The organism is Pelagovum sp. HNIBRBA483 (assembly GCF_040931995.1).
Classification (GTDB): Bacteria; Pseudomonadota; Alphaproteobacteria; order Rhodobacterales; family Rhodobacteraceae; genus JAEPMR01.
Map to the genome: position 1 here is coordinate 1,898,104 of NZ_CP162412.1, position 18,597 is coordinate 1,916,700.

An 18,597-nucleotide genomic window follows, 5' to 3' on the forward strand; every position below is an offset into this window, starting at 1 on the left:
CAAGTCTGGTTGCGCAATCAACTATGCGCGTCGAATACGGAAATCGACCGATAATCCTTTCGTGGACCTTTGACCTCCCATGTCATTGTCCATTTCCTCCATTTACGAAAGTCATATTTGACGTCATAGACATCAGGCCCACAGAGATGCCTCGCCCCCCAACTCTCGGAGCTCGGGTGAAAAGAATGAAATGGCGAACCGTCGGAATAGGAGACAAAAACTTCTCCTTCAACAAAGCTCCAGCGATATTCACGAGTCGCGGTGATTGACTTCTGATCGGGTATGAAAAGCTCGCCAGTTTCGACGTAACCCAATGTATTGAACCCTTGGTCAGTGAAGCGAGCAAGACCAGTGAAGCGTACCTCATGATTAAGCATCCTGTCGTGTATCCGGCGCTCAATGCGCCAGTCGCCGACAAAGTCATGTTGTCCAAAGAGGTGCACGAGTTCGCTCTTAATCGCAGAAAAGCCTTCGACCGAGATCTCTATATCAACGGAAAATCCGGCACAACGCTTGTCCCTTTTTTTTCTGCCGCGTATAGCCAAGCTAAGCCAAGCCATACCACTCGAAAAAAGAAAGTATTCTGATGATACCGCGCTACGCTCGCTCTGAAATGACGCAAATCTGGGAACCCGCTACGAAGTTCAGAATATGGTACGAGATCGAAGCACATGCCTGCGATGCACAGGCTCAGCTAGGAGTGATCCCTGAAGCAAACGCAAAAGCTGTATGGACTGCTCAGAGTACAACTTTCGACGTTGAGCGGATTGATGAAATCGAAGCTGTTACCAAACACGATGTGATCGCATTCCTTACCCATCTGGCAGAAATCATTGGCAACGAAGAAGCCCGCTTTGTCCACCAAGGGATGACATCGTCAGATGTTCTGGATACGACGCTCAACATTCAGTTGGTCCGTGCAGCCGATATACTGCTCGCCGATATGGACCGGCTCCTTGCTGCGCTGAAGAAGCGCGCGTTCGAACACAAGGAAACCGTGCGTATCGGACGCTCGCATGGAATTCACGCCGAACCAACAACGATGGGGCTCACATTCGCGCGCTTCTACGCTGAGATGGATCGAAATAAAGCCCGTCTCCAAAATGCGCGGAAGGAAGTCGCTACTGGTGCCATCTCAGGGGCGGTTGGCACTTTCGCCAATATTGATCCATTCGTAGAAGAGCACGTCTGTCGTAAACTAGGGCTGGAACCGGAACCAATTTCCACACAGGTTATTCCGCGCGACAGACATGCGATGTTTTTCGCAACACTCGGCGTGATTGCGTCATCAATTGAGAATGTCGCAATCGAAATCCGCCATATGCAACGAACTGAAGTACTTGAGGCCGAGGAGTTCTTCTCCAAAGGGCAAAAAGGTTCTTCAGCGATGCCGCATAAGAGAAACCCAGTTCTGACCGAAAACCTCACGGGCCTCTCCCGGCTCGTGCGGATGACAGTCATACCAGCCATGGAAAATGTAGCTCTCTGGCATGAGAGAGATATCTCGCATTCGTCCGTCGAAAGGGGCATAGCGCCGGACGCGACTGTGACGTTGGATTTTGCGCTCAACCGTTTGGCAGGAGTCGTTGAAAACTTGGTAATTTACCCAGAAACGATGCTGGCCAACATGAACAAATTCAAAGGTCTTGTGATGTCACAGCGCGTTCTGCTCGCTCTCACTCAGGCGGGCGTCAGCCGTGAAGATGCCTATCGTCTTGTACAAAGAAACGCGATGAAGGTGTGGGAAGAAGGGGCGGATTTTCGCGAACAATTACTTGCCGATCCTGACGTCACCCAAGCTCTGAGCGCCGAAGAAATCAACGAAAAGTTTGATCTTGGTTACCATACCAAACACGTCGAGACGATATTTTCGAGAGTGTTCGGAGCATAACACTCCGATCAAAAGCCGAGCAAAGAGCCAAATTCTTTACTCGGCTAGATTAATCCATAATTCTCAGCCAAGGAGGCAGCCTGAACACTGGTTGTTGCGCCGAGCTTTCCCTTAGCATTCTTGAGGCGTTGTTTTACAGCACCTTCGGAAATCTCCAATTCGAAAGCAATTTGCTTCAGACGCAACCCGTCACGCAACATCCGCACGGCCTCCAACTCGGCACAGGTCAAATTCTGTGGGGGGGCCATCTGATCGTGTAGTTGGCTCACGCCCTCAAACAGAAGTGCCAATTCATCGCGCGTAAACTCCCTGTCGGGTCTTGAAAACATTCCAAAAGACCTTTGGGCACTATTACCTCCATCCGCGACGGAGACAGCAGCTCCAAAGCGCATTCCAAATAGTGCAGCTTGATCAATGACGTTGTTCTCGTCATCGACGCTATCTATCTCTGACCACCTTATCGTGCCGGTATTCGCATAATTCCAACGCAAGACGGGATCAGTCAGCACGAAACGGTTCGTCATATAGTGCTGCACCCACTGCTCCGGGAGCTTGTTCACGTCTTCCAAGGGGAAAGCAAACCCGACCCGTAGAGCAATGTGATACCCTGCTGGCGCCAGCAGATGAAACCGTTTTGATGCAGTCGCCGTAATCATGAAACCTGTTCGCTGTCTTTCGCCCTATGCGATCCTGACCTAACCTAAAGACAACACTAAGTCGAAAAAAGCCTTATTGTAAAACATTAGTAAATTTGACTAGCTTCTCAACCTGCGAGGGAGTTTGACGGAGCTTATGTCAACAAAAACTGTAATCCATACAATAATGGAGAGGCTGAGCATCCTGTGTCCCGAAGGTTACGCACTTGGACTCAATATATCGCTTCATTCACCTCGGTTCCTGATACAAACCTACGCCAGATCGTGGGCAGAGGAATACGCACGAGAAGGTCTCCTTGTTTTTGACCCAACCGTCATTTGGGCCGTGTCTTCAACAGGATGGAAACGTTGGTCCGAATTTTCTGAAGATCACGACAACAAAAATACGTTGAAACGAGCTGCGAGCCACGGACTGCACTACGGTGTGGTGGCATCCGTTCATGGTTCAGATAATCATTCACTCGGCGGTTTTGCCCGCTCTGATCGAGAGTTCACAAACGGGGAATGTGACGAACTTTTGGAATTACTGTCGAGAATTCACGAAATTACAGACGCTTTGGAACAGATGCCCGATGAAATGATAACTTCACTGCGGGAGCTTTCGGTGCGGCTTAGTCGTAGCGACCAACAACTTCACTAACGATACGGCTGTAAGCTGCTTGTTAAGACTCCAGAGATATCGAAGGGGGAGAGTTTAAAAGGGTAAGGCGGTGACCAGTAATCTCGACAAGAAGCAATACGTCAGGGGTGCTGCGATACTGACACAGGTGTTCTTGGACGAGAACAATGATATTGCCCTCCATTCACTGCCGGATTCCACGCGGCGTGAGCTCCTCGCTGCGATCGAAGATATTTCGCTTGTCGAAAAGGACGAACTGAAAACTGTCGTTGATGCATACTTGGCCGCTTTGGATCGAGTTGGTTTTACTGCACGCATTGACGATGAAAAATCAACAAGGTTTTTCGAGCGGACGCCCCCAAACCATATGCAGCGAAAAGCATCTAACGACGCAGAAGCTCTGGATCATGATTTGGTCGATTCGCTTGTGCATATGCCGATGCAGGTACAGATTGCATTGATCAATCGCGAAGCTGACGAGGTTGCGGCAATTTTATTGTCAGCCTTGCCAACTCAAGCCGCCGCCCAAATCCTAAATGCTCTAGACGGCATTCACGCCAGACAGATTACGTTTGCACTCTCACAATTAGGAGCTCGCTCGCGCGAGAACAAGCGACAGAACACAGTGCTGCGTCACGCGCAAAATCACGATGGACCTGTTGAAATAGCGGAGACGCAGGAAAGTTCAGTGAACAAGAACATCGGCGCCCTCCTCAGCACAGTGACTTCGGAACAAAGACAAAGCATAATCGATGGTCTGACAGAAATTGACAGTGAATTCGGCCGGAAGATCAGGCAAGAGATCTTCACATTTGAACTTATTCCTGCCCGTGTTTCATCTAAAGATATTCCCCTCGTAACTCGGCGTATTGGGTCTGAAAACCTGCTGAAAGCGCTTAAGCACTGCCAAGCCACAACATCCACTTCAGCAGAAGTCACCGACTATTTCACCAACAATTTGCCGAAACGAATGGCAGAGCAGCTTTTCGAGGATCTATCCGCTCAGGATGCCATTCCTGTCGAGGACGGTGAAAAAGCGCAGGCAGAAGCGATAAATGTTATTCAATCGCTCGTAGACTCGGGCGAAATTGCACTGGCTGCGGCCACTGATCCATAATCCATCGCTTCCTGGTCTTGCCGTACTCTTTGCAAGCCCATATTCATCGTTCGATGAAAACCAAGCGCTCCACAAAAGAAAAACTGATTGATGAGGCCAGCATCAGATTGCTGGACGCCATCATTCGTCGCGCTCACCGGCTGCCCTATGAAGAGCGCATAGAATGGTTCGCCAACAAGGCCGAAAAAGTGATTGCGCCACTAGCTGGGTATCGACGGCGAACGCTCGAGAATTTGGAAATGGTATTTCCAGACCGCTCTCGCGCGGAAAAACGCGAGATCGCGTCGAAATCGTTGAGGAACTTCGGGCGTACTCTGATTGAGTTCTACTCTCCCGAAGACTTCAAAAACCACATACGCGCAGGCGGCGCATCGCTGGAAGGCGATGGCGTTCAGGAACTTCACAACGCTCGCAAATCCGGGCGCCCAGTCTTGATGGTGGCGGGTCATTTCGGTAATTATCTGGCCAGCGCTTGCATGGTATCCGATTTTGGTTATCCGGTAGCCGGACTGTACCGCCCATTCACCAATCCGCTATTCGACAGCAAGTACCGCAGCACCTTATTGCAACACCTCTCCTTCGTTTTTCCTCAAGGGAAAAGGGGTACTTTCGCTTTCAATAAACACCTGCTGGGCGGGGACCTCTGTGCGATCTTCTCAGATGTGAACGAGCCAGAAGGTGAACTTATCAATTTTTTGGGTGTGCCCGCCCCGACGGCAGTGTCCGCCGCGCGCCTTGCGCTACGAACCAATGCACTTGTTCTGCCTTTTTTTGACATTCGTCAGGAGGATGGCATCTCGTTCCGCTCGGTCATTGAGGCACCGATCGCGCACGACGATCCCGTCTCGATGACGCAAGCAATAACAGACCGGCTCGAAGCAAGGGTTCTTGAGAATCCTGACCAGTGGTTTTGGGTTCATCGCCGCTGGAAACGCGGTTCAGTCTAGCCACTCAGCGGCGACAATCCGCCCCTGCCCTGCCTGCTGGACAAGGACGACAGACCGATTTTCGTCGCCAACTTCAAGAAAAACCTGCTGGCTATGCACCCCGTCCCAAAGGCCAATCAGCTCCCAATCGTAAACGACATTGGTATGTATCAGCGTTTTGCCAGCATTCTCACCTGCGCGAACATTCACCACTTTCTCCGGAAACACTTTAACCAGCTGCACTTCGAATGGTCCGGCCTCTGCGCTGCCAAACCGCTTTAGGTTGAGTTCAAAGCCATTGTCACTGCGTTCGACGTCAATCAGTACAGGTCGTGGTGAGGTGCTTTCGTCCGAGATTGAACTTAAGACGTCTAAAGGCTGCCTGGCTGAAACCTCTGTCTCACCTTGGATGATGATCTGAGGGGTGTAGACCATTCGTCGTCCTGCGCGAGTGGCATATCTCTTTTGCCTCTCCGAATATTTTGCGTTCGCGAAGAGATCTGTCCAACCAATATAGTCCCAATAATCCACATGAAGAGATAATGCGATGACGTTATCAATTTGTGAAATTTGACTGATCAACTCCTCGGCTGGCGGGCAAGACGAACAGCCTTGTGACGTAAACAATTCAACGACCGTATTGGCCCCGTCCGCATTTACCGCGGAACAAGGAAGTAGAAACGCCATGGCGATACTGGTGATTTTGTTCATCAGTTCTCTCAACTTTTGAGTACTTCGGTACGACAAGAAGCACCGCATTACCAATCAATCATTCGCGATAACGAGATAATCTGCAATTTTTGATCCCAATGTGTGCAATGGTATACAAAAAAGTTGTGTACCCTCTTGATTGCGCTCAGCGGTTCAGGCAGAACCCTCCCAACACTTGGACTGCCACATCGAGGAGCGCCTTAAATGCCTATCAAGGTCGGTACAGACACAGCGGGAACCAGACACACTCTGACGGTTGGCTCGCAAAGCGTAGAATACTATTCAATACCTGCGGCAGAAAAAGCCGGTTTGGGAGATTTCTCACGTCTGCCGGCGGCGCTCAAAGTCGTGTTGGAAAACCTACTCCGCTTCGAGGATAACGGTTACTCAGTTTCAACAGACGACATTCGTGCCTTTTCAGAATGGGGCAAGAACGGAGGCAAAAATCCACGCGAGATAGCGTACCGACCGGCACGCGTGCTGATGCAGGACTTTACAGGTGTGCCCGCAGTCGTTGACCTCGCTGCAATGCGCGACGGCATCAAAGCACTGGGCGGAGATGCGCAGCAAATCAATCCGCTGAACCCCGTCGACTTGGTTATCGACCACTCTGTGATGATCGACGAGTTTGGGAACCCCCGCGCATTCCAAATGAACGTTGACCGCGAATACGAGCGCAACATGGAGCGCTACCAGTTTTTGAAGTGGGGCCAAGGCGCATTCAATAATTTCCGTGTTGTTCCCCCGGGGACAGGGATTTGCCACCAAGTCAATCTTGAATACCTTGCTCAAACGGTATGGACAGACACTGATCAAAACGGGAAGACCGTTGCTTACCCTGACACACTTGTTGGCACCGATAGCCACACCACTATGGTGAACGGTCTGGCGGTTCTCGGATGGGGCGTCGGCGGCATCGAAGCTGAGGCAGCAATGCTGGGGCAGCCGGTTTCCATGCTGATCCCGGAAGTCATTGGTTTCAAACTCACCGGCGAAATGGTCGAAGGAACAACGGCGACCGACTTGGTCCTGAAAGTTGTGGAAATGCTGCGCGCGAAAGGCGTAGTTGGAAAGTTCGTTGAATTCTACGGATCCGGCCTCGATAGGCTACCGCTTGCTGACCGTGCAACGATTGCCAACATGGCGCCCGAATACGGCGCAACCTGTGGCTTCTTCCCGATCGACGACGAAACGCTGCGTTACATGAAGCAAACCGGACGTGAAGAAGAGCGCATTGCACTTGTTGAAGCCTATGCAAAGGCGAACGGCTTCTGGCGCGGAGCGGACTACGAACCGATCTACACCGACACGCTCGAATTGGACATGTCGCAAATCGTTCCGGCAATCTCCGGCCCGAAACGGCCACAGGACTATTTGCCCCTCACCAACGCGAAGGAAGCCTTCGCTAAAGAGATGGACACCACCTTCAAGCGCCCTCTTGGCAAAGAGGTGCAAGTCGCTGGTGAAGAATACACGATGTCTTCCGGCAAGGTCGTGATTGCGTCGATCACATCCTGCACAAACACCTCAAACCCATACGTTCTCATCGGTGCAGGGTTGGTTGCGCGGAAGGCCCGGCAGCTTGGCCTCAACAGAAAGCCTTGGGTAAAGACTTCGTTGGCACCAGGGTCACAAGTGGTTTCAGCCTATCTTGAAGCTGCCGGTTTGCAGGAAGACCTCGATGCAATCGGCTTCAACCTCGTGGGTTACGGTTGCACGACTTGCATCGGCAACTCTGGACCTCTTCAAAAAGAGATTTCCGACGCGATTAACGAAGGTGATCTCGTAGCGACCTCCGTACTTTCCGGAAATAGAAACTTCGAAGGCCGGATTTCACCAGATGTTCGTGCAAACTATCTGGCATCCCCTCCGCTCGTCGTCGCGTACGCGCTTGCAGGGGATATGAACATTGATCTCTCCAGCGAGCCACTGGGCACTGACAAGAACGGTGATGACGTCTACTTGAAAGATATCTGGCCAACCAACAAAGAAATATCCGATCTCGTGAATCAGGTCGTTACCCGCGAACAATTCCAGTCGAAATACGCAGATGTATTCAAAGGTGACGAGAAGTGGCAGGCGGTCGAAACGTCTACGGGCGAGACATACGACTGGCCTGCAAGCTCTACCTATGTGCAAAATCCCCCGTACTTCCAAGGGATGTCGAAGTCGGCTAGCACCGTAAGCGACATTGAAAACGCACGGGTGCTGGCAATTCTCGGCGATATGGTGACCACCGATCATATTTCGCCCGCCGGCTCATTCAAAGACACAACTCCCGCCGGACAATACCTCATCGAGCGCCAAGTGCCGGTTCGGGAATTCAACTCATACGGCTCACGTCGAGGCAATCACGAAGTAATGATGCGCGGCACTTTCGCGAACATTCGTATTAAGAATGAGATGCTTGATGGCGTTGAAGGCGGCTATACGCTCGGGCCAGATGGTCAACAGACGTCGATCTTCGATGCCGCAATGGCATATCAAGAGAACGAAACACCTCTCGTCATTTTCGCCGGCGAGCAGTACGGGGCTGGGTCTAGCCGCGACTGGGCCGCGAAAGGGACCGCTCTTCTTGGTGTGAAGGCTGTTATTGCTGAGAACTTTGAGCGTATTCACCGCTCCAACCTCGTCGGGATGGGTGTCATTCCGTTCGAATTTACTGGCGGCGATACGCGCAAAACGCTCGGCCTCAAAGGCGACGAGACGGTTTCTATCAAAGGCCTCGCTGCTGTTGAGCCGCTTCAAGAGGTTGGCGCAACGATCACCTTCAGCGATGGCGCAGTGAAAGAAGTAACTTTGAAATGCCGGATCGATACGGCGGTTGAGAAAACCTATATCGAAAATGGCGGCGTTCTTCACTTCGTTTTACGAAACCTTGCTCAGGCATCGTAATTGAAAAGAGCCCTGCGCACCACGACCGTGCGCAGGGCGCAAATGCCTACTCGAAAAGCAATTGCGCCGCGATGCTTTCGCGGTTGATGGACGTCTGACCTAGTTGCGCCAGGCCGATATCCGCTTCTTCAGATACAACATCCCAAATCTTATGAAGGCCTTCTTCGCCCCCTGCGGCTATTGCGAAGAGCAATATGCGCCCCAGAAATGCAAAATCGGCGCCGCCGCCCAAGACTTTCAAGACATCTTCACCTGAGCGAATTCCGCTGTCGAAAAACACCGGAAAATCTTCTCCGACTGCAGCTCTGATGGATTTAAGGGCCAGAAATGGAGATCGTGCGGATTCAAGCTGGCGCGCCCCGTGACTGGATACTTGAATCGCGTCTACGCCTTCAGCTTTTAGTCTCTTGGCATCGTTGGCCGACAGTACACCCTTGACCACCAGTCGCCCTGACCAAATTTCACGCAGTTTGGCCAGTGTGTTCCAATCCGCGCCGGCGCGGCTCTCGGTACGATCAAATTCAAATCCTGGCGCACGAAAATTTGCCATTTCGGGACGCCCGCTCATCAATGTCCGTATTGACCAATCAGGGTGCAGCGCAAAATCAACAAACTGTTTTGGACCAATCCGAAACGGCATTTTGAAACCGTGTCGCAATTCCCTTGGGCGTCGTCCAACCTCGGGAACATCAACAGTGAGGACCAAGGTTTCATAACCTGCCGCGCCTGCCCGCTCAACAAGCTGAAATGTCGTCGCCCCATCTCCGCTGAAATAAAGCTGAAACCAAGCATGCCCTTCGGCAACCTCAATCAGGCGCTCAAGTGGAGTGGAAGCAACGGTCGAAACGCCAAGCGGGACATTGTATCTTGCAGCAAGGCGCGCAAGCATTTCATCAGCACCGGGAGCGGAGAGATTGCACATCCCCATTGGACTAATTCCAAATGGCCGATCCGTTGGCTTTCCAAAAACGGTTGAGGCCAGCGACCTCTCGCTGACATTGCGAAGAACCGACGTTTCAAAGGAAACCTTATTGAGCTCGCTACGGTTCTTTTGGGCGGCGAGCTCTCGGCCCGCCGCTCCGTCGATATAATCAAACACCATCCAAGGAAGCTTGCGCTGAGCAAGCTTGCGCGCGTCCTCTGCGGAATGGATTTGATCCTTTGCGAACATGCCTTTTAGCTATTCACAACCGCCATGAAGCGATCCCTGATCGTCACAGGATCCATTGTGATTACTGGCATTTTTTCATTGCCGCTTTCGCACTTTGCAACAATGATGGTCATCTTCCTTGCTTCTACCGCGGCCTTGAGTTGCGCATGCACATCTTCTGCGTTGCACTCGACAACGTTGTCACAGCCACTGGCTTTAGCAATTCCTGCCAGCGAGGTTTTCTTGCCCGTGTAGGTCGGCTGATCACCGGTTGAACCGTAGCTGCCATTGTCGACAATCAACAAAATAAAGTTAGGCGCATCGTTGTTCGCAATTGTGGGAAGTGTACCAAGGTTGGTCAGGATCGACCCATCCCCATCGATGACGATTACGGTCTTCGGCTGAGCAAGTGCCAACCCCAATCCGATGGATGACGCCAGCCCCATGGTGCCAAGCATATAGAAGTTGCTCGGTTGGTCATCAATAGCGTGCAGTTCTTGGCTTGGGATACCAATATTACAAACGGTCAGATGCTCTCTCAAGAGCGGTGCGATTTCTCTCAGAATATCAGCGCGTCTCATATTAGTAGCCTCCCCAGAAAGTAGCATCAGTCAAAATGGCAACTGGTTTGTTTGCCATGAAGGTATATTTGAGGATCCTGTCGAATTCCTCAGCGTCGCTCGCCTTGTGGAAATGATACGTCGGGATATTCAATTGCGCCAATAGAGCCTTAGTGTGCACAGCCATTTCGACTTGGCAGGCAACGGGCTCGCCGAGCTCCCCACGATAGGAAATCAGCATCGGCAGCGGCATGCGGTAAAATTGCGTTAGCGTCACAAGAGTGTTGATCGTGACACCAATGGCTGTGTTCTGCATGATGATTGCAGGCCGCTTGCCGCCCATAAACGCACCGGAACAAAGGCCAATGCCCTCGTCTTCTTTGTTCGAGGGAATATGGTAGATGGAGGAATTATTCTCGATCTCGTCGATCACACCGGCAAGCTGCTTACACGGCACCGTGGTAATAAAATTGACGTCGTTTGACACAAAGTCATCGACGAGTTTCTTCGCTAAGTTCATCAGAGCACTCCAGTTTCTCTTTCTGATTCTACATCTTAAACCGGCCAAACCTTTGCCCCTTGCACGATTTGTCGGACCGGAAATCTTTGCCTGAATTGGCGTACTATTTTCGCCTTCACCTCTTAGGTTCGGTCGGCAACCAACCAAGGATCCAGAATAATTTTTGGGACTATAGTTCTCCTTTCAACTAAGTCCGAAAACGCGCATGCGCCCTCTTCAAGGGGCCGGATTTCAATCCAATCCAACGCCCCAAGCCGCCCTTCAAACAACGCTTGAGCCGTTTGTCGAAAGTCATGTGCTGTATATGTATAGGTGCCTACGAAGGTGATTTCCTGCAAAGTCATCCTGCGTATATCCAACCCACCCAAAGACTCACCAAGGCCAATATGCGCGATAACACCGCCCGGTCGCACAAATTTGCTAGCCATCTCGCGAGTTGAGGCATAGCCAACCCCGTCGACGACCAGATCAACCAGGGTGTCGTCTGGCAATGCATCGGGAGAACAGACCTCAAATCCGGTCTTTTCCGCGACAAAAGCAGCACGGTCCGCGTTCGGCTCCACTATCAAAACATTTGATGCATTCATCGCCCGCAAACATAATGCTGCGCCAACCCCAATTGCTCCAGCGCCAATCACAAGCGAAGCGGCACCTTCGACAGAAACGACTTCGCTGGCCTTCCTGGCTGCATGCCAGCCGCAGGCAATTGGCTCGACCAGTGCCGCTTTAGAAAGCTCGACGCCATCTGGAACGGCAACAAGGTTTCTCTCGGGCATGCAAACGTATTGAGCAAAAGCACCCGCCCTAGGCGGCATGGAAATTATCTGCCGTTGTTCACACAGATTGTCGTTACCTCGCCGGCATGCATCGCAGTCTCCGCAGGTCACAAGTGGATTGATCGTAACTATTTCGCCGTCGCGAGGGCCTCCAACGATTGTGCCGGCAGCTTCGTGCCCAAGGACCAGTGGCGCAGGGCGTCGTTCGTCATGGCCAAGATATGCGTGCATATCTGAACCACAAATTCCAACAGCCTCAACGCGGATAAGATGCTCTCCCGTTAAAGGTTCAGGAGTTTCCAGCTCACGCAACTCCAGCTGTTTTACACCTTCATAAACAAGAGCCTTCATTTCGCGGTGAACCCCCCATCAACCATTAGAATTTGGCCAGTCACATAATCGGATGCTCTTGATGCAAGGAACAGAATTGGCCCGTTGATATCCTCTAGCGACCCATTTCGACCGAAGCACGTCTGCGCCGCATTTCGTTGTGCAATCTCTTCGTTTTCGAACACGGGCTGGGTCAATTCGGTCGGGAAAAACCCTGGCGCAATAGCGTTAACTGATATCCCGTAGCGCGACCATTCTTCAGCCATAGCACGAGTCAATTGCCCTACACCGCCCTTTGACGCGCCATATGGGATACTGTTGGGAAAAGCTCTGAAGGTCTGCAAGGACGCAAATGTGATTATCTTCCCCCAGTGCCTTTCTTTCATGCACGATACCAGTGCGCGACTTAAGAAAAACGGGATGCTCAAATTAAGATGAAGGGTAGCATCCCAGCTCTCAAACGAGACATCATCGGCAGGCTCACGCAGATTGATCCCTGCAGCATGAACAACAATATCAGGCGGGCCGAACGGCTCTGAAACCACTTGCGCGACTGCGTCATAATCCGACACCGCGCCCAAATCGACCGATATGGGTGAGAAATCCGCCCCGACCTCGCTCTGTAACTGCCTCAAAGCATCGTTTCGACGGGCGAGCCCGACAACTTGAGCACCAGCTTCCAATAAGATCCGCGCAGCCTGACGGCCCAGACCTGAGCTGGCTCCCGTCACCAGCGCAGTTTTTCCGGTCAAATCAAATAGGGCACCCGACTCACTCATGAGATGACAGATCGAAAGTCTCGTTTGGGAAATATTTCGCCAAACGTACATCGGCAGCACGCGCGTGACCTTCCATGCCCTCCAGCCGAGAAATTCGTGCAGTTGCCTCAGCGACTGGCTTTGCACCCTCTCGGGTCGCTCTCTGCCAAGTCACAATTTTCATATACTTATGGACTGAAAGACCGCCTGTGTAACTTGCAGCCCGCGATGTTGGAAGCACATGGTTGGTTCCCGACGCCTTGTCCCCAAAGGAAACAGTGGTTTCTTCGCCTAGGAAAAGCGATCCATAGCAAGTTAACCGTTCAAGCCACCAGTCAAGATCCTCTGCCTGAACTGTCAGATGTTCCGGTGCATATTCATCAGAGGTGGCAGCCATTTCTTCGCGATCGGCACAGAGAATTACCTCTGCATAGTCCCTCCAAGCTGCGCGCGCATTATCCCTGTTCAATTCCGGCAAGTCTTCGATAAGTCCGGGAACCTGTCGCATGACCTCGTCTGCGAGTTTTCTGTCGTCTGTCACCAACCATACCGGTGAGTTATAGCCGTGCTCGGCCTGCGACACGAGATCAGTTGCGACGATGTGCGGGTCCGCCGACGCATCGGCGAGGATTAAACTATCGGTTGGCCCGGCAATCATGTCGATACCCACGCGCCCAAACAAAATACGCTTCGCTTCAGCAACAAACTGGTTCCCAGGTCCCACCAGAATGTTAGCCTCCGGCATACCAAACAGGCCAAAAGTCATCGAAGCCACAGCCTGCACGCCGCCCATCGCCATAATGGTATCGGCTCCGCAGAGATGCGCCGCATAAACGATCGCAGGTGCGACCCCAACTCCTGGCCGGGGCGGCGAGCAGGCCATGATATGTCGGCATCCAGCAACTTGAGCTGTGGTCACGGTCATAATTGCACTAGCGACGTGACTATACCGCCCACCCGGGATGTAACATCCAGCAGCATCAACAGGGATCGCCTTCTGGCCAGCCACGAGCCCCGGAACAACTTCAAGCTCAAAGTCGGTTACCGTTTGCTTTTGGGCCTCAGCAAATTTCTTAACATTTTCATGCGCAAAACGAATATCGGCTTTCAGTTTTTCGGGCACGAGCGCACAGGCCGCTTCGATCTCCTCTTTTGATAGGATGACATTGCCCTCATATCGATCAAACTTGGCCGCATATTCGAGTGCTTTTGCATCTCGGCCGGACTCGATATCGTCGAGAATCCCCTGAACCAACTCGTGCACATCAGTCGCATCTGAAGTTGAAGTTAGCGACGCTTTCTTAAGATACTCGCGTGTCAATGGCCCAAGCTCCTCAGTTCCAACCCGTTATTGACGCCTTTCTGAACAAAAGAATAAAATTTTTCGCCAGTAGCGCCGCCAAGGGTCACGATTCGCGTCAATTGTAAGCGCTTACACCAATGCAATGCAAGCCTTTACATTTTCGCACTGAAGGACCAACTTAAAGCCTGTTGGTACAATCAAAATGACTAGAAATATGAAGCCAAGAACGCCCGCAACACTTATTGATGTAGCCAAAGCTGCCAGCGTATCCACGGCGACGGTGTCGCGCTGCATCAATTCGCCTGAGAAGGTCGTAGCCTCAACGCGCGAAAAAGTGTCGGCGGCAATCACTGAATTAGGTTATATGCCAAATTTCGGTGCGCGGGCGATGGCCGTCCGTAAGACCAATACCATCGGCGCAATTATCCCGACCATGGAAAACGCCATCTTCGCGCGAGGCTTGCAGGCGTTTCAGGAAGAATTGCGAAATCAAGGCTTTACGCTACTTGTTGCGAGCTCTGCCTATGACCTCGACGTCGAGGAAGAGCAAATTCGTTCCCTCATTGCGCGGGGCGCAGACGGACTCCTGCTCATCGGTCATGACCGAAACCAAAGGATACTGTCCTTCATCAAACAGAACCAAATACCAGCCATCGCTGCTTGGACATACGAGAGCGGAACCACCCTGCCCTCCGTAGGCTTCGACAACAAAAAAGCGATGCAAGAAATGGCAAATCATGTCGTCGAACTAGGTCACAGCCAAATCGGAGTTATTTCCGCACAGACTTCAAACAACGATCGCGCGCGTCAGCGCCTTGCAGGGATTCGAGAGGTGTTCAATGCGCGAAACTTGGTTGAAGATCAGTTAACAGTCATTGAGACCGCCTACGGCATCGAAGAGGGTGGGCAAGCCTTTGAAAAAATCGTTAGACGGCAACCGCGTCCCACGGCGATAATTTGTGGCAACGACGTCATCGCGGTCGGCGCAATAAAGAGAGCAAGGGAGCTTGGGATCAGAGTTCCGGACGAAGTTTCCATCACCGGTTTCGATGACATAGAGCTCGGCCAAGTCACGTTTCCCACGCTAACAACCGTTCATGTACCTCACCGAGAGATGGGTATTGCCGCGGCTAAATCCCTTATCGCCTTGCTTTCAGACCCGAAGGCAACAAAATCAGTTAAATTAGAGACTTCCCTGATCATTCGGGAGTCTTTAGCCCGCGCGCCTGTCGAACACACTTAGTTAATCGAGATGGCTTCATTTAACGCAGGTAGGAATCTTTGTTCGTAATCAGAACCTATGAGAGGGCCTGCGAAACGGAACAAGACGGTTCCTTCGCCATCAACAATAAAAGTCTCAGGCGGCGCGGTGACGCCCCAATCAATCGAGGTCCGTCCTCTGGGATCAAACCCATGAGCAAAAAACGGATCACCTTCAGCATTCAGGTATTCCAATGCATCGTCCTGCTGATCGCGAAAGTTTACCCCTGCCACTCTCAACCCTTGGTCGGAAAGTTCCGTTAAAGTCGGATGTTCGGCCCTGCACGGCGGGCACCAACTCGCCCAAAAATTGACAATGGTGAGCTCACCGGATGCCAAATCACTGCGCTCAAGAATTGGCTTTCCAATCAACCCATCAGCAGGCAACGCAGGCGCCGTCTTTCCCACCAGCATCGAAGGGAGATCGTCTCCGTCTCCCCAGAACATACCTGCTACGAACAACCCGCCCACAGCTGCAAAAACAACGGGAGGAAGTAGCGCGAGAACTGGCAGCTTAACTCCCACCAGTTTCACCTTCGGCCTCTTTGAGTTCGCGCATTGAACGGACGGATTGCCGCCAACTCGCGTAGACCAACACCGCCAAGACAATCACTGTGACAGCATAGGCACTAAGTACTGGAACGGCGTATTCGCCTAGACTAGCCATTTGCTCTCCTTGCCCGAATTCTCAGCGCGTGGGAACGCCTGAAACGAATTTCAGAGCGTGTCCTCAGCAGCACCAGCCCAAGGAACAAGATCACGAACCCAGCAATGCTGAGAAGTAACGGGTGATAAAAAACATCCGCTACGTTCTCCTCCTTGTCGAGACTCAGCGATGCTCCTTGATGCAGTCCTTGGTTCCAAAAATTCACAGCATACCGGCTCAGCAGCGCGAAGACGGACCCTACAATGCACAGCACACTCGTCAGATCGGCTGCGGTATCCGGGTCTTCTATAGCGGACCATAACGCCACATAACCCAAGTAGAAAAAGAACAATATAAGAAACGAGGTCAGGCGCGGATCCCACGCCCAATACGTCCCCCACATAGGTTTGCCCCAGATCGCTCCCGTCAAAAGCGCAATGATCGTCATCGCGATCCCGACCGGCGCCGCAGCTTTGGCAGCGAGCGCGCTTACATGGTGCCTGCGTATCAGCCAAATAAGGGAGGCAACAAGCATCATGAGCCAGGCATTAATCGCCATTAATGCAGAGGGCACATGCAGATATATGATCTTAACCGTTGCACCTTGTCGGTAATCCTCCGGCGTAAAGAAGAACCCCCAGATCAATGCGGCGGTTAACAAGAATGCTGACAAAGCGAACAACCACGGCAACAAAGGAGTCGTGGTCGCCATGAATTTCTTCGGATTGGCATATTCCCAAACTGACATGTGTTTCATCTAACCTTTATCAACCACAGCAACAAGAAGTATCAGCGTAAATTGATTTTGAGCGTTTTTGCCGCTGCGAATGGAAGCAGAGCGATAGTTCCCGCAGTGATACCAGCGAGCATCAGAAGGGTTGTCTTTGGATCGCTCCCCATCATGACCCGCCGGACGGTTTCCGCACCAAAAATTAGGGTGGGCACATATAATGGCAGTACGAGAATTGAGAGCAGGAGCCCTCCCCTACGAACACCAACCGTCAGTGCCGCGCCAAATGAACCAATAAATGATAATGCAGGCGTTCCGATCAACAACGTCAATAACAGGTAGGTATAGGCCTCAGGCGGCAAATGCAGCAAGAACCCCAAGAACGGTGCAGCCACCGAAAGCGGCAGCCCAGTCGTAAACCAATGGGCAAGCGCCTTGGTCAGAGTGACACCCTCTAGGGGCAAGGGTGATGTTGCCAACAACAACAAGGAACCGTCCTCGAAATCGAGAGCGAAAATCCGATCAAGGGACAGCAACGCTGCGAGCAAGGCACCAATCCACAATACTCCTGCGCTGATCCGGCCCAACAGCTCTTTTTCGGGTCCAATGGCGAAGGGGACCAACACCACAACAATCAAGAAAAACGCCAGTCCGAGCCCAAAGCCACCTCCCGCCCGTACAGAGAGGCGTATATCTCGTATGAGAAGAGCAATCATAGAAAAGCCTCATCACCACCCACGAGCGGCGCCGCTTTCGATAGGTGATTTGCAAGATCAAGGCAGGCCATCTCCAAGCCTATATCAATGTGCGACACCACCAATGCAGAGCCGCCACTCTTAAAATGCTCGTCGGTAAGGAACTTCGCGAATAGCGCGACCGATTCCCGATCCAATGAAACGGTCGGCTCATCCAGCAACAGTATCTTTCGACGAAGTACAGCTAACCGCGCTAGGCCCACACGTCGGGTCTGCCCCGCAGAAAGCGTACCAGCATAACGGTTTCGCAGCGCCTCCAAATTAAAGGCAGCGTAGACCCAGGAAGGAACCTGACTTCCGTAGACGTTTGCCCAGAAAGTTAGGTTTTCTTCGACAGTCAACGCCGATTTAACGCCGTCCTTATGGGTCGCCAGAGCAATTTCACCCTCGTCGAAAGCAATCTCGCCTTCAGTCGGTTCCTGAAGTCCCGCGATCGTTCTCAAAAGGGTCGTTTTGCCAATACCGTTTGGGCCCGTTATCTTCAGAGCCTCGCCACCTTGGAGCTGGAAATTCACGCCTTCGAGAATTTTTATCCCGCCGCGATGGACTGACAAATCTGAAACGCGCAAATTCATTAACAGTTCGCCTGCTTACACAGGAAGCAGCGCCAGTCCGATCCGACGCCCTTCAGATAGCAAAATGTTGTAGGTTCGGCACGCCGTCGGTGACGCCATAGGCTCAATCCCGATATTTGCCCCTTCGACCGTGGTTCGGAAATCAACTGGCAAGGGTGAAAGGCTCTCGCCCGTACCAACCAGCAAAACATCTATCTGGCTTGCGGCAGCAACGATTTCCGAAATATCGGAAAAGCCGCCCCATTGCTTGACACCAGACGGCAGGACGAGCGCAGCACCAGCGACCACTTCTCCGCCGATGCGAAAGAAGCCGCTCCCATAGCCATCAACAGGCACCCCTGTATTAAAAACAACCTCATTCAATCTCATAGGCCGTTCTCCGCAGCATAGCCAACATCTGTCGGGAGCATCACAGGTAC

General features: G+C 52.1%; 21 protein-coding genes. 6 read left to right on the forward strand and 15 right to left on the reverse strand.

All coding sequences use genetic code 11. From position 1 onward, the window contains the following. Positions 1-17: 17 nt before the first annotated feature. Complete coding sequence (locus AB1E42_RS09380) at positions 18-560, reverse strand: DUF6314 family protein (protein ID WP_368343983.1); 543 nt, start codon at positions 558-560, stop codon at positions 18-20. Between the two features lie 26 nt (positions 561-586). Between AB1E42_RS09380 and purB the strand changes: the two genes are divergently transcribed. Next, positions 587-1,891, forward strand: coding sequence for an adenylosuccinate lyase (purB, locus tag AB1E42_RS09385; protein WP_368343984.1), 1,305 nt, complete (start codon positions 587-589; stop codon positions 1,889-1,891). Between the two features lie 44 nt (positions 1,892-1,935). Here purB and AB1E42_RS09390 read toward each other — a convergent pair whose 3' ends face one another. Next, on the reverse strand, positions 1,936-2,547 hold the full coding sequence (locus tag AB1E42_RS09390; protein ID WP_368343985.1) for a helix-turn-helix transcriptional regulator: 612 nt from the start codon (positions 2,545-2,547) through the stop codon (positions 1,936-1,938). A gap of 136 nt (positions 2,548-2,683) precedes the next feature. On the opposite strand from AB1E42_RS09390, the gene AB1E42_RS09395 reads away from it, so the two are divergent. From AB1E42_RS09395 to AB1E42_RS09405, 3 genes are all read left to right on the forward strand, one after another. After that, positions 2,684-3,187: an autoinducer binding domain-containing protein gene (locus AB1E42_RS09395; protein WP_368343986.1), complete on the forward strand. Its 504-nt coding sequence runs from the start codon at positions 2,684-2,686 to the stop codon at positions 3,185-3,187. A gap of 70 nt (positions 3,188-3,257) precedes the next feature. Continuing rightward, entirely contained in the window at positions 3,258-4,283 is a 1,026-nt protein-coding gene (locus tag AB1E42_RS09400) for a FliG C-terminal domain-containing protein (protein WP_368343987.1), read from the forward strand. A 53-nt stretch (positions 4,284-4,336) separates the two neighbouring features. Further along, complete coding sequence (locus AB1E42_RS09405) at positions 4,337-5,230, forward strand: lysophospholipid acyltransferase family protein (RefSeq protein WP_368343988.1); 894 nt, start codon at positions 4,337-4,339, stop codon at positions 5,228-5,230. Here AB1E42_RS09405 and AB1E42_RS09410 read toward each other — a convergent pair. After that, positions 5,222-5,920 carry a DUF1223 domain-containing protein gene (locus AB1E42_RS09410; protein ID WP_368343989.1) on the reverse strand — a complete coding sequence of 233 codons (699 nt, stop codon included), beginning with the start codon at positions 5,918-5,920 and terminating at the stop codon, positions 5,222-5,224. The two genes, AB1E42_RS09405 and AB1E42_RS09410, sit on opposite strands and share 9 nt — an antisense overlap. 204 nt (positions 5,921-6,124) lie before the next feature. On the opposite strand from AB1E42_RS09410, the gene acnA reads away from it, so the two are divergent. Then, positions 6,125-8,815 (forward strand): aconitate hydratase AcnA, encoded by a 2,691-nt coding sequence (gene acnA, locus AB1E42_RS09415; RefSeq protein ID WP_368343990.1) that lies wholly within the window; start codon positions 6,125-6,127, stop codon positions 8,813-8,815. Positions 8,816-8,861: 46 nt separating this feature from the next. Here acnA and AB1E42_RS09420 read toward each other — a convergent pair whose 3' ends face one another. The 6 genes from AB1E42_RS09420 to hisD all read right to left on the reverse strand — a co-directional run bounded on the left by AB1E42_RS09420 (position 8,862) and on the right by hisD (position 14,230). Continuing rightward, positions 8,862-9,986 (reverse strand): alpha-hydroxy acid oxidase, encoded by a 1,125-nt coding sequence (locus tag AB1E42_RS09420; RefSeq protein ID WP_368343991.1) that lies wholly within the window; start codon positions 9,984-9,986, stop codon positions 8,862-8,864. A 5-nt stretch (positions 9,987-9,991) separates the two neighbouring features. Then, positions 9,992-10,546, reverse strand: a complete 555-nt coding sequence (comE, locus tag AB1E42_RS09425) for a sulfopyruvate decarboxylase subunit beta (RefSeq protein WP_368343992.1) — start codon at positions 10,544-10,546, stop codon at positions 9,992-9,994. Position 10,547: 1 nt separating this feature from the next. Then, the gene (comD, locus tag AB1E42_RS09430) at positions 10,548-11,045 is read right to left on the reverse strand and encodes a sulfopyruvate decarboxylase subunit alpha (RefSeq protein ID WP_368343993.1); all 498 of its coding nucleotides are present in this window, start codon (positions 11,043-11,045) and stop codon (positions 10,548-10,550) included. Between the two features lie 122 nt (positions 11,046-11,167). Further along, on the reverse strand, positions 11,168-12,172 hold the full coding sequence (locus AB1E42_RS09435; RefSeq protein ID WP_368343994.1) for a zinc-binding dehydrogenase: 1,005 nt from the start codon (positions 12,170-12,172) through the stop codon (positions 11,168-11,170). Then, positions 12,169-12,930, reverse strand: coding sequence for an SDR family NAD(P)-dependent oxidoreductase (locus AB1E42_RS09440; protein WP_368343995.1), 762 nt, complete (start codon positions 12,928-12,930; stop codon positions 12,169-12,171). The genes AB1E42_RS09435 and AB1E42_RS09440 overlap by 4 nt, the downstream gene beginning before the upstream one ends. Further along, positions 12,923-14,230 (reverse strand): histidinol dehydrogenase, encoded by a 1,308-nt coding sequence (gene hisD / locus AB1E42_RS09445; RefSeq protein ID WP_368343996.1) that lies wholly within the window; start codon positions 14,228-14,230, stop codon positions 12,923-12,925. The genes AB1E42_RS09440 and hisD overlap by 8 nt, the downstream gene beginning before the upstream one ends. Before the next feature lie 184 nt (positions 14,231-14,414). Between hisD and AB1E42_RS09450 the strand changes: the two genes are divergently transcribed. Continuing rightward, the gene (locus tag AB1E42_RS09450; protein ID WP_368343997.1) at positions 14,415-15,455 is read left to right on the forward strand and encodes a LacI family DNA-binding transcriptional regulator; all 1,041 of its coding nucleotides are present in this window, start codon (positions 14,415-14,417) and stop codon (positions 15,453-15,455) included. Here AB1E42_RS09450 and AB1E42_RS09455 read toward each other — a convergent pair. Genes AB1E42_RS09455 through AB1E42_RS09480 form a run of 6 tightly spaced genes read right to left on the reverse strand, consistent with a single transcriptional unit; the run spans position 15,452 to position 18,547 of the window. Next, a complete protein-coding gene (locus AB1E42_RS09455) occupies positions 15,452-16,006 on the reverse strand; it encodes a DsbE family thiol:disulfide interchange protein (RefSeq protein WP_368343998.1) in 555 nt (184 codons plus the stop codon). The genes AB1E42_RS09450 and AB1E42_RS09455 overlap by 4 nt on opposite strands. Continuing rightward, positions 15,987-16,139 (reverse strand): heme exporter protein CcmD, encoded by a 153-nt coding sequence (ccmD, locus tag AB1E42_RS09460; RefSeq protein ID WP_368343999.1) that lies wholly within the window; start codon positions 16,137-16,139, stop codon positions 15,987-15,989. The genes AB1E42_RS09455 and ccmD overlap by 20 nt, the downstream gene beginning before the upstream one ends. Next, complete coding sequence (locus AB1E42_RS09465; protein WP_368344000.1) at positions 16,132-16,866, reverse strand: heme ABC transporter permease; 735 nt, start codon at positions 16,864-16,866, stop codon at positions 16,132-16,134. The genes ccmD and AB1E42_RS09465 overlap by 8 nt, the downstream gene beginning before the upstream one ends. Before the next feature lie 41 nt (positions 16,867-16,907). Further along, positions 16,908-17,564: a heme exporter protein CcmB gene (gene ccmB / locus AB1E42_RS09470; RefSeq protein ID WP_368344001.1), complete on the reverse strand. Its 657-nt coding sequence runs from the start codon at positions 17,562-17,564 to the stop codon at positions 16,908-16,910. Further along, positions 17,561-18,178 (reverse strand): heme ABC exporter ATP-binding protein CcmA, encoded by a 618-nt coding sequence (ccmA, locus tag AB1E42_RS09475; protein ID WP_368344002.1) that lies wholly within the window; start codon positions 18,176-18,178, stop codon positions 17,561-17,563. The genes ccmB and ccmA overlap by 4 nt, the downstream gene beginning before the upstream one ends. Before the next feature lie 15 nt (positions 18,179-18,193). Further along, entirely contained in the window at positions 18,194-18,547 is a 354-nt protein-coding gene (locus AB1E42_RS09480; protein ID WP_368344003.1) for an Mth938-like domain-containing protein, read from the reverse strand. Positions 18,548-18,597 lie beyond the last annotated feature (50 nt).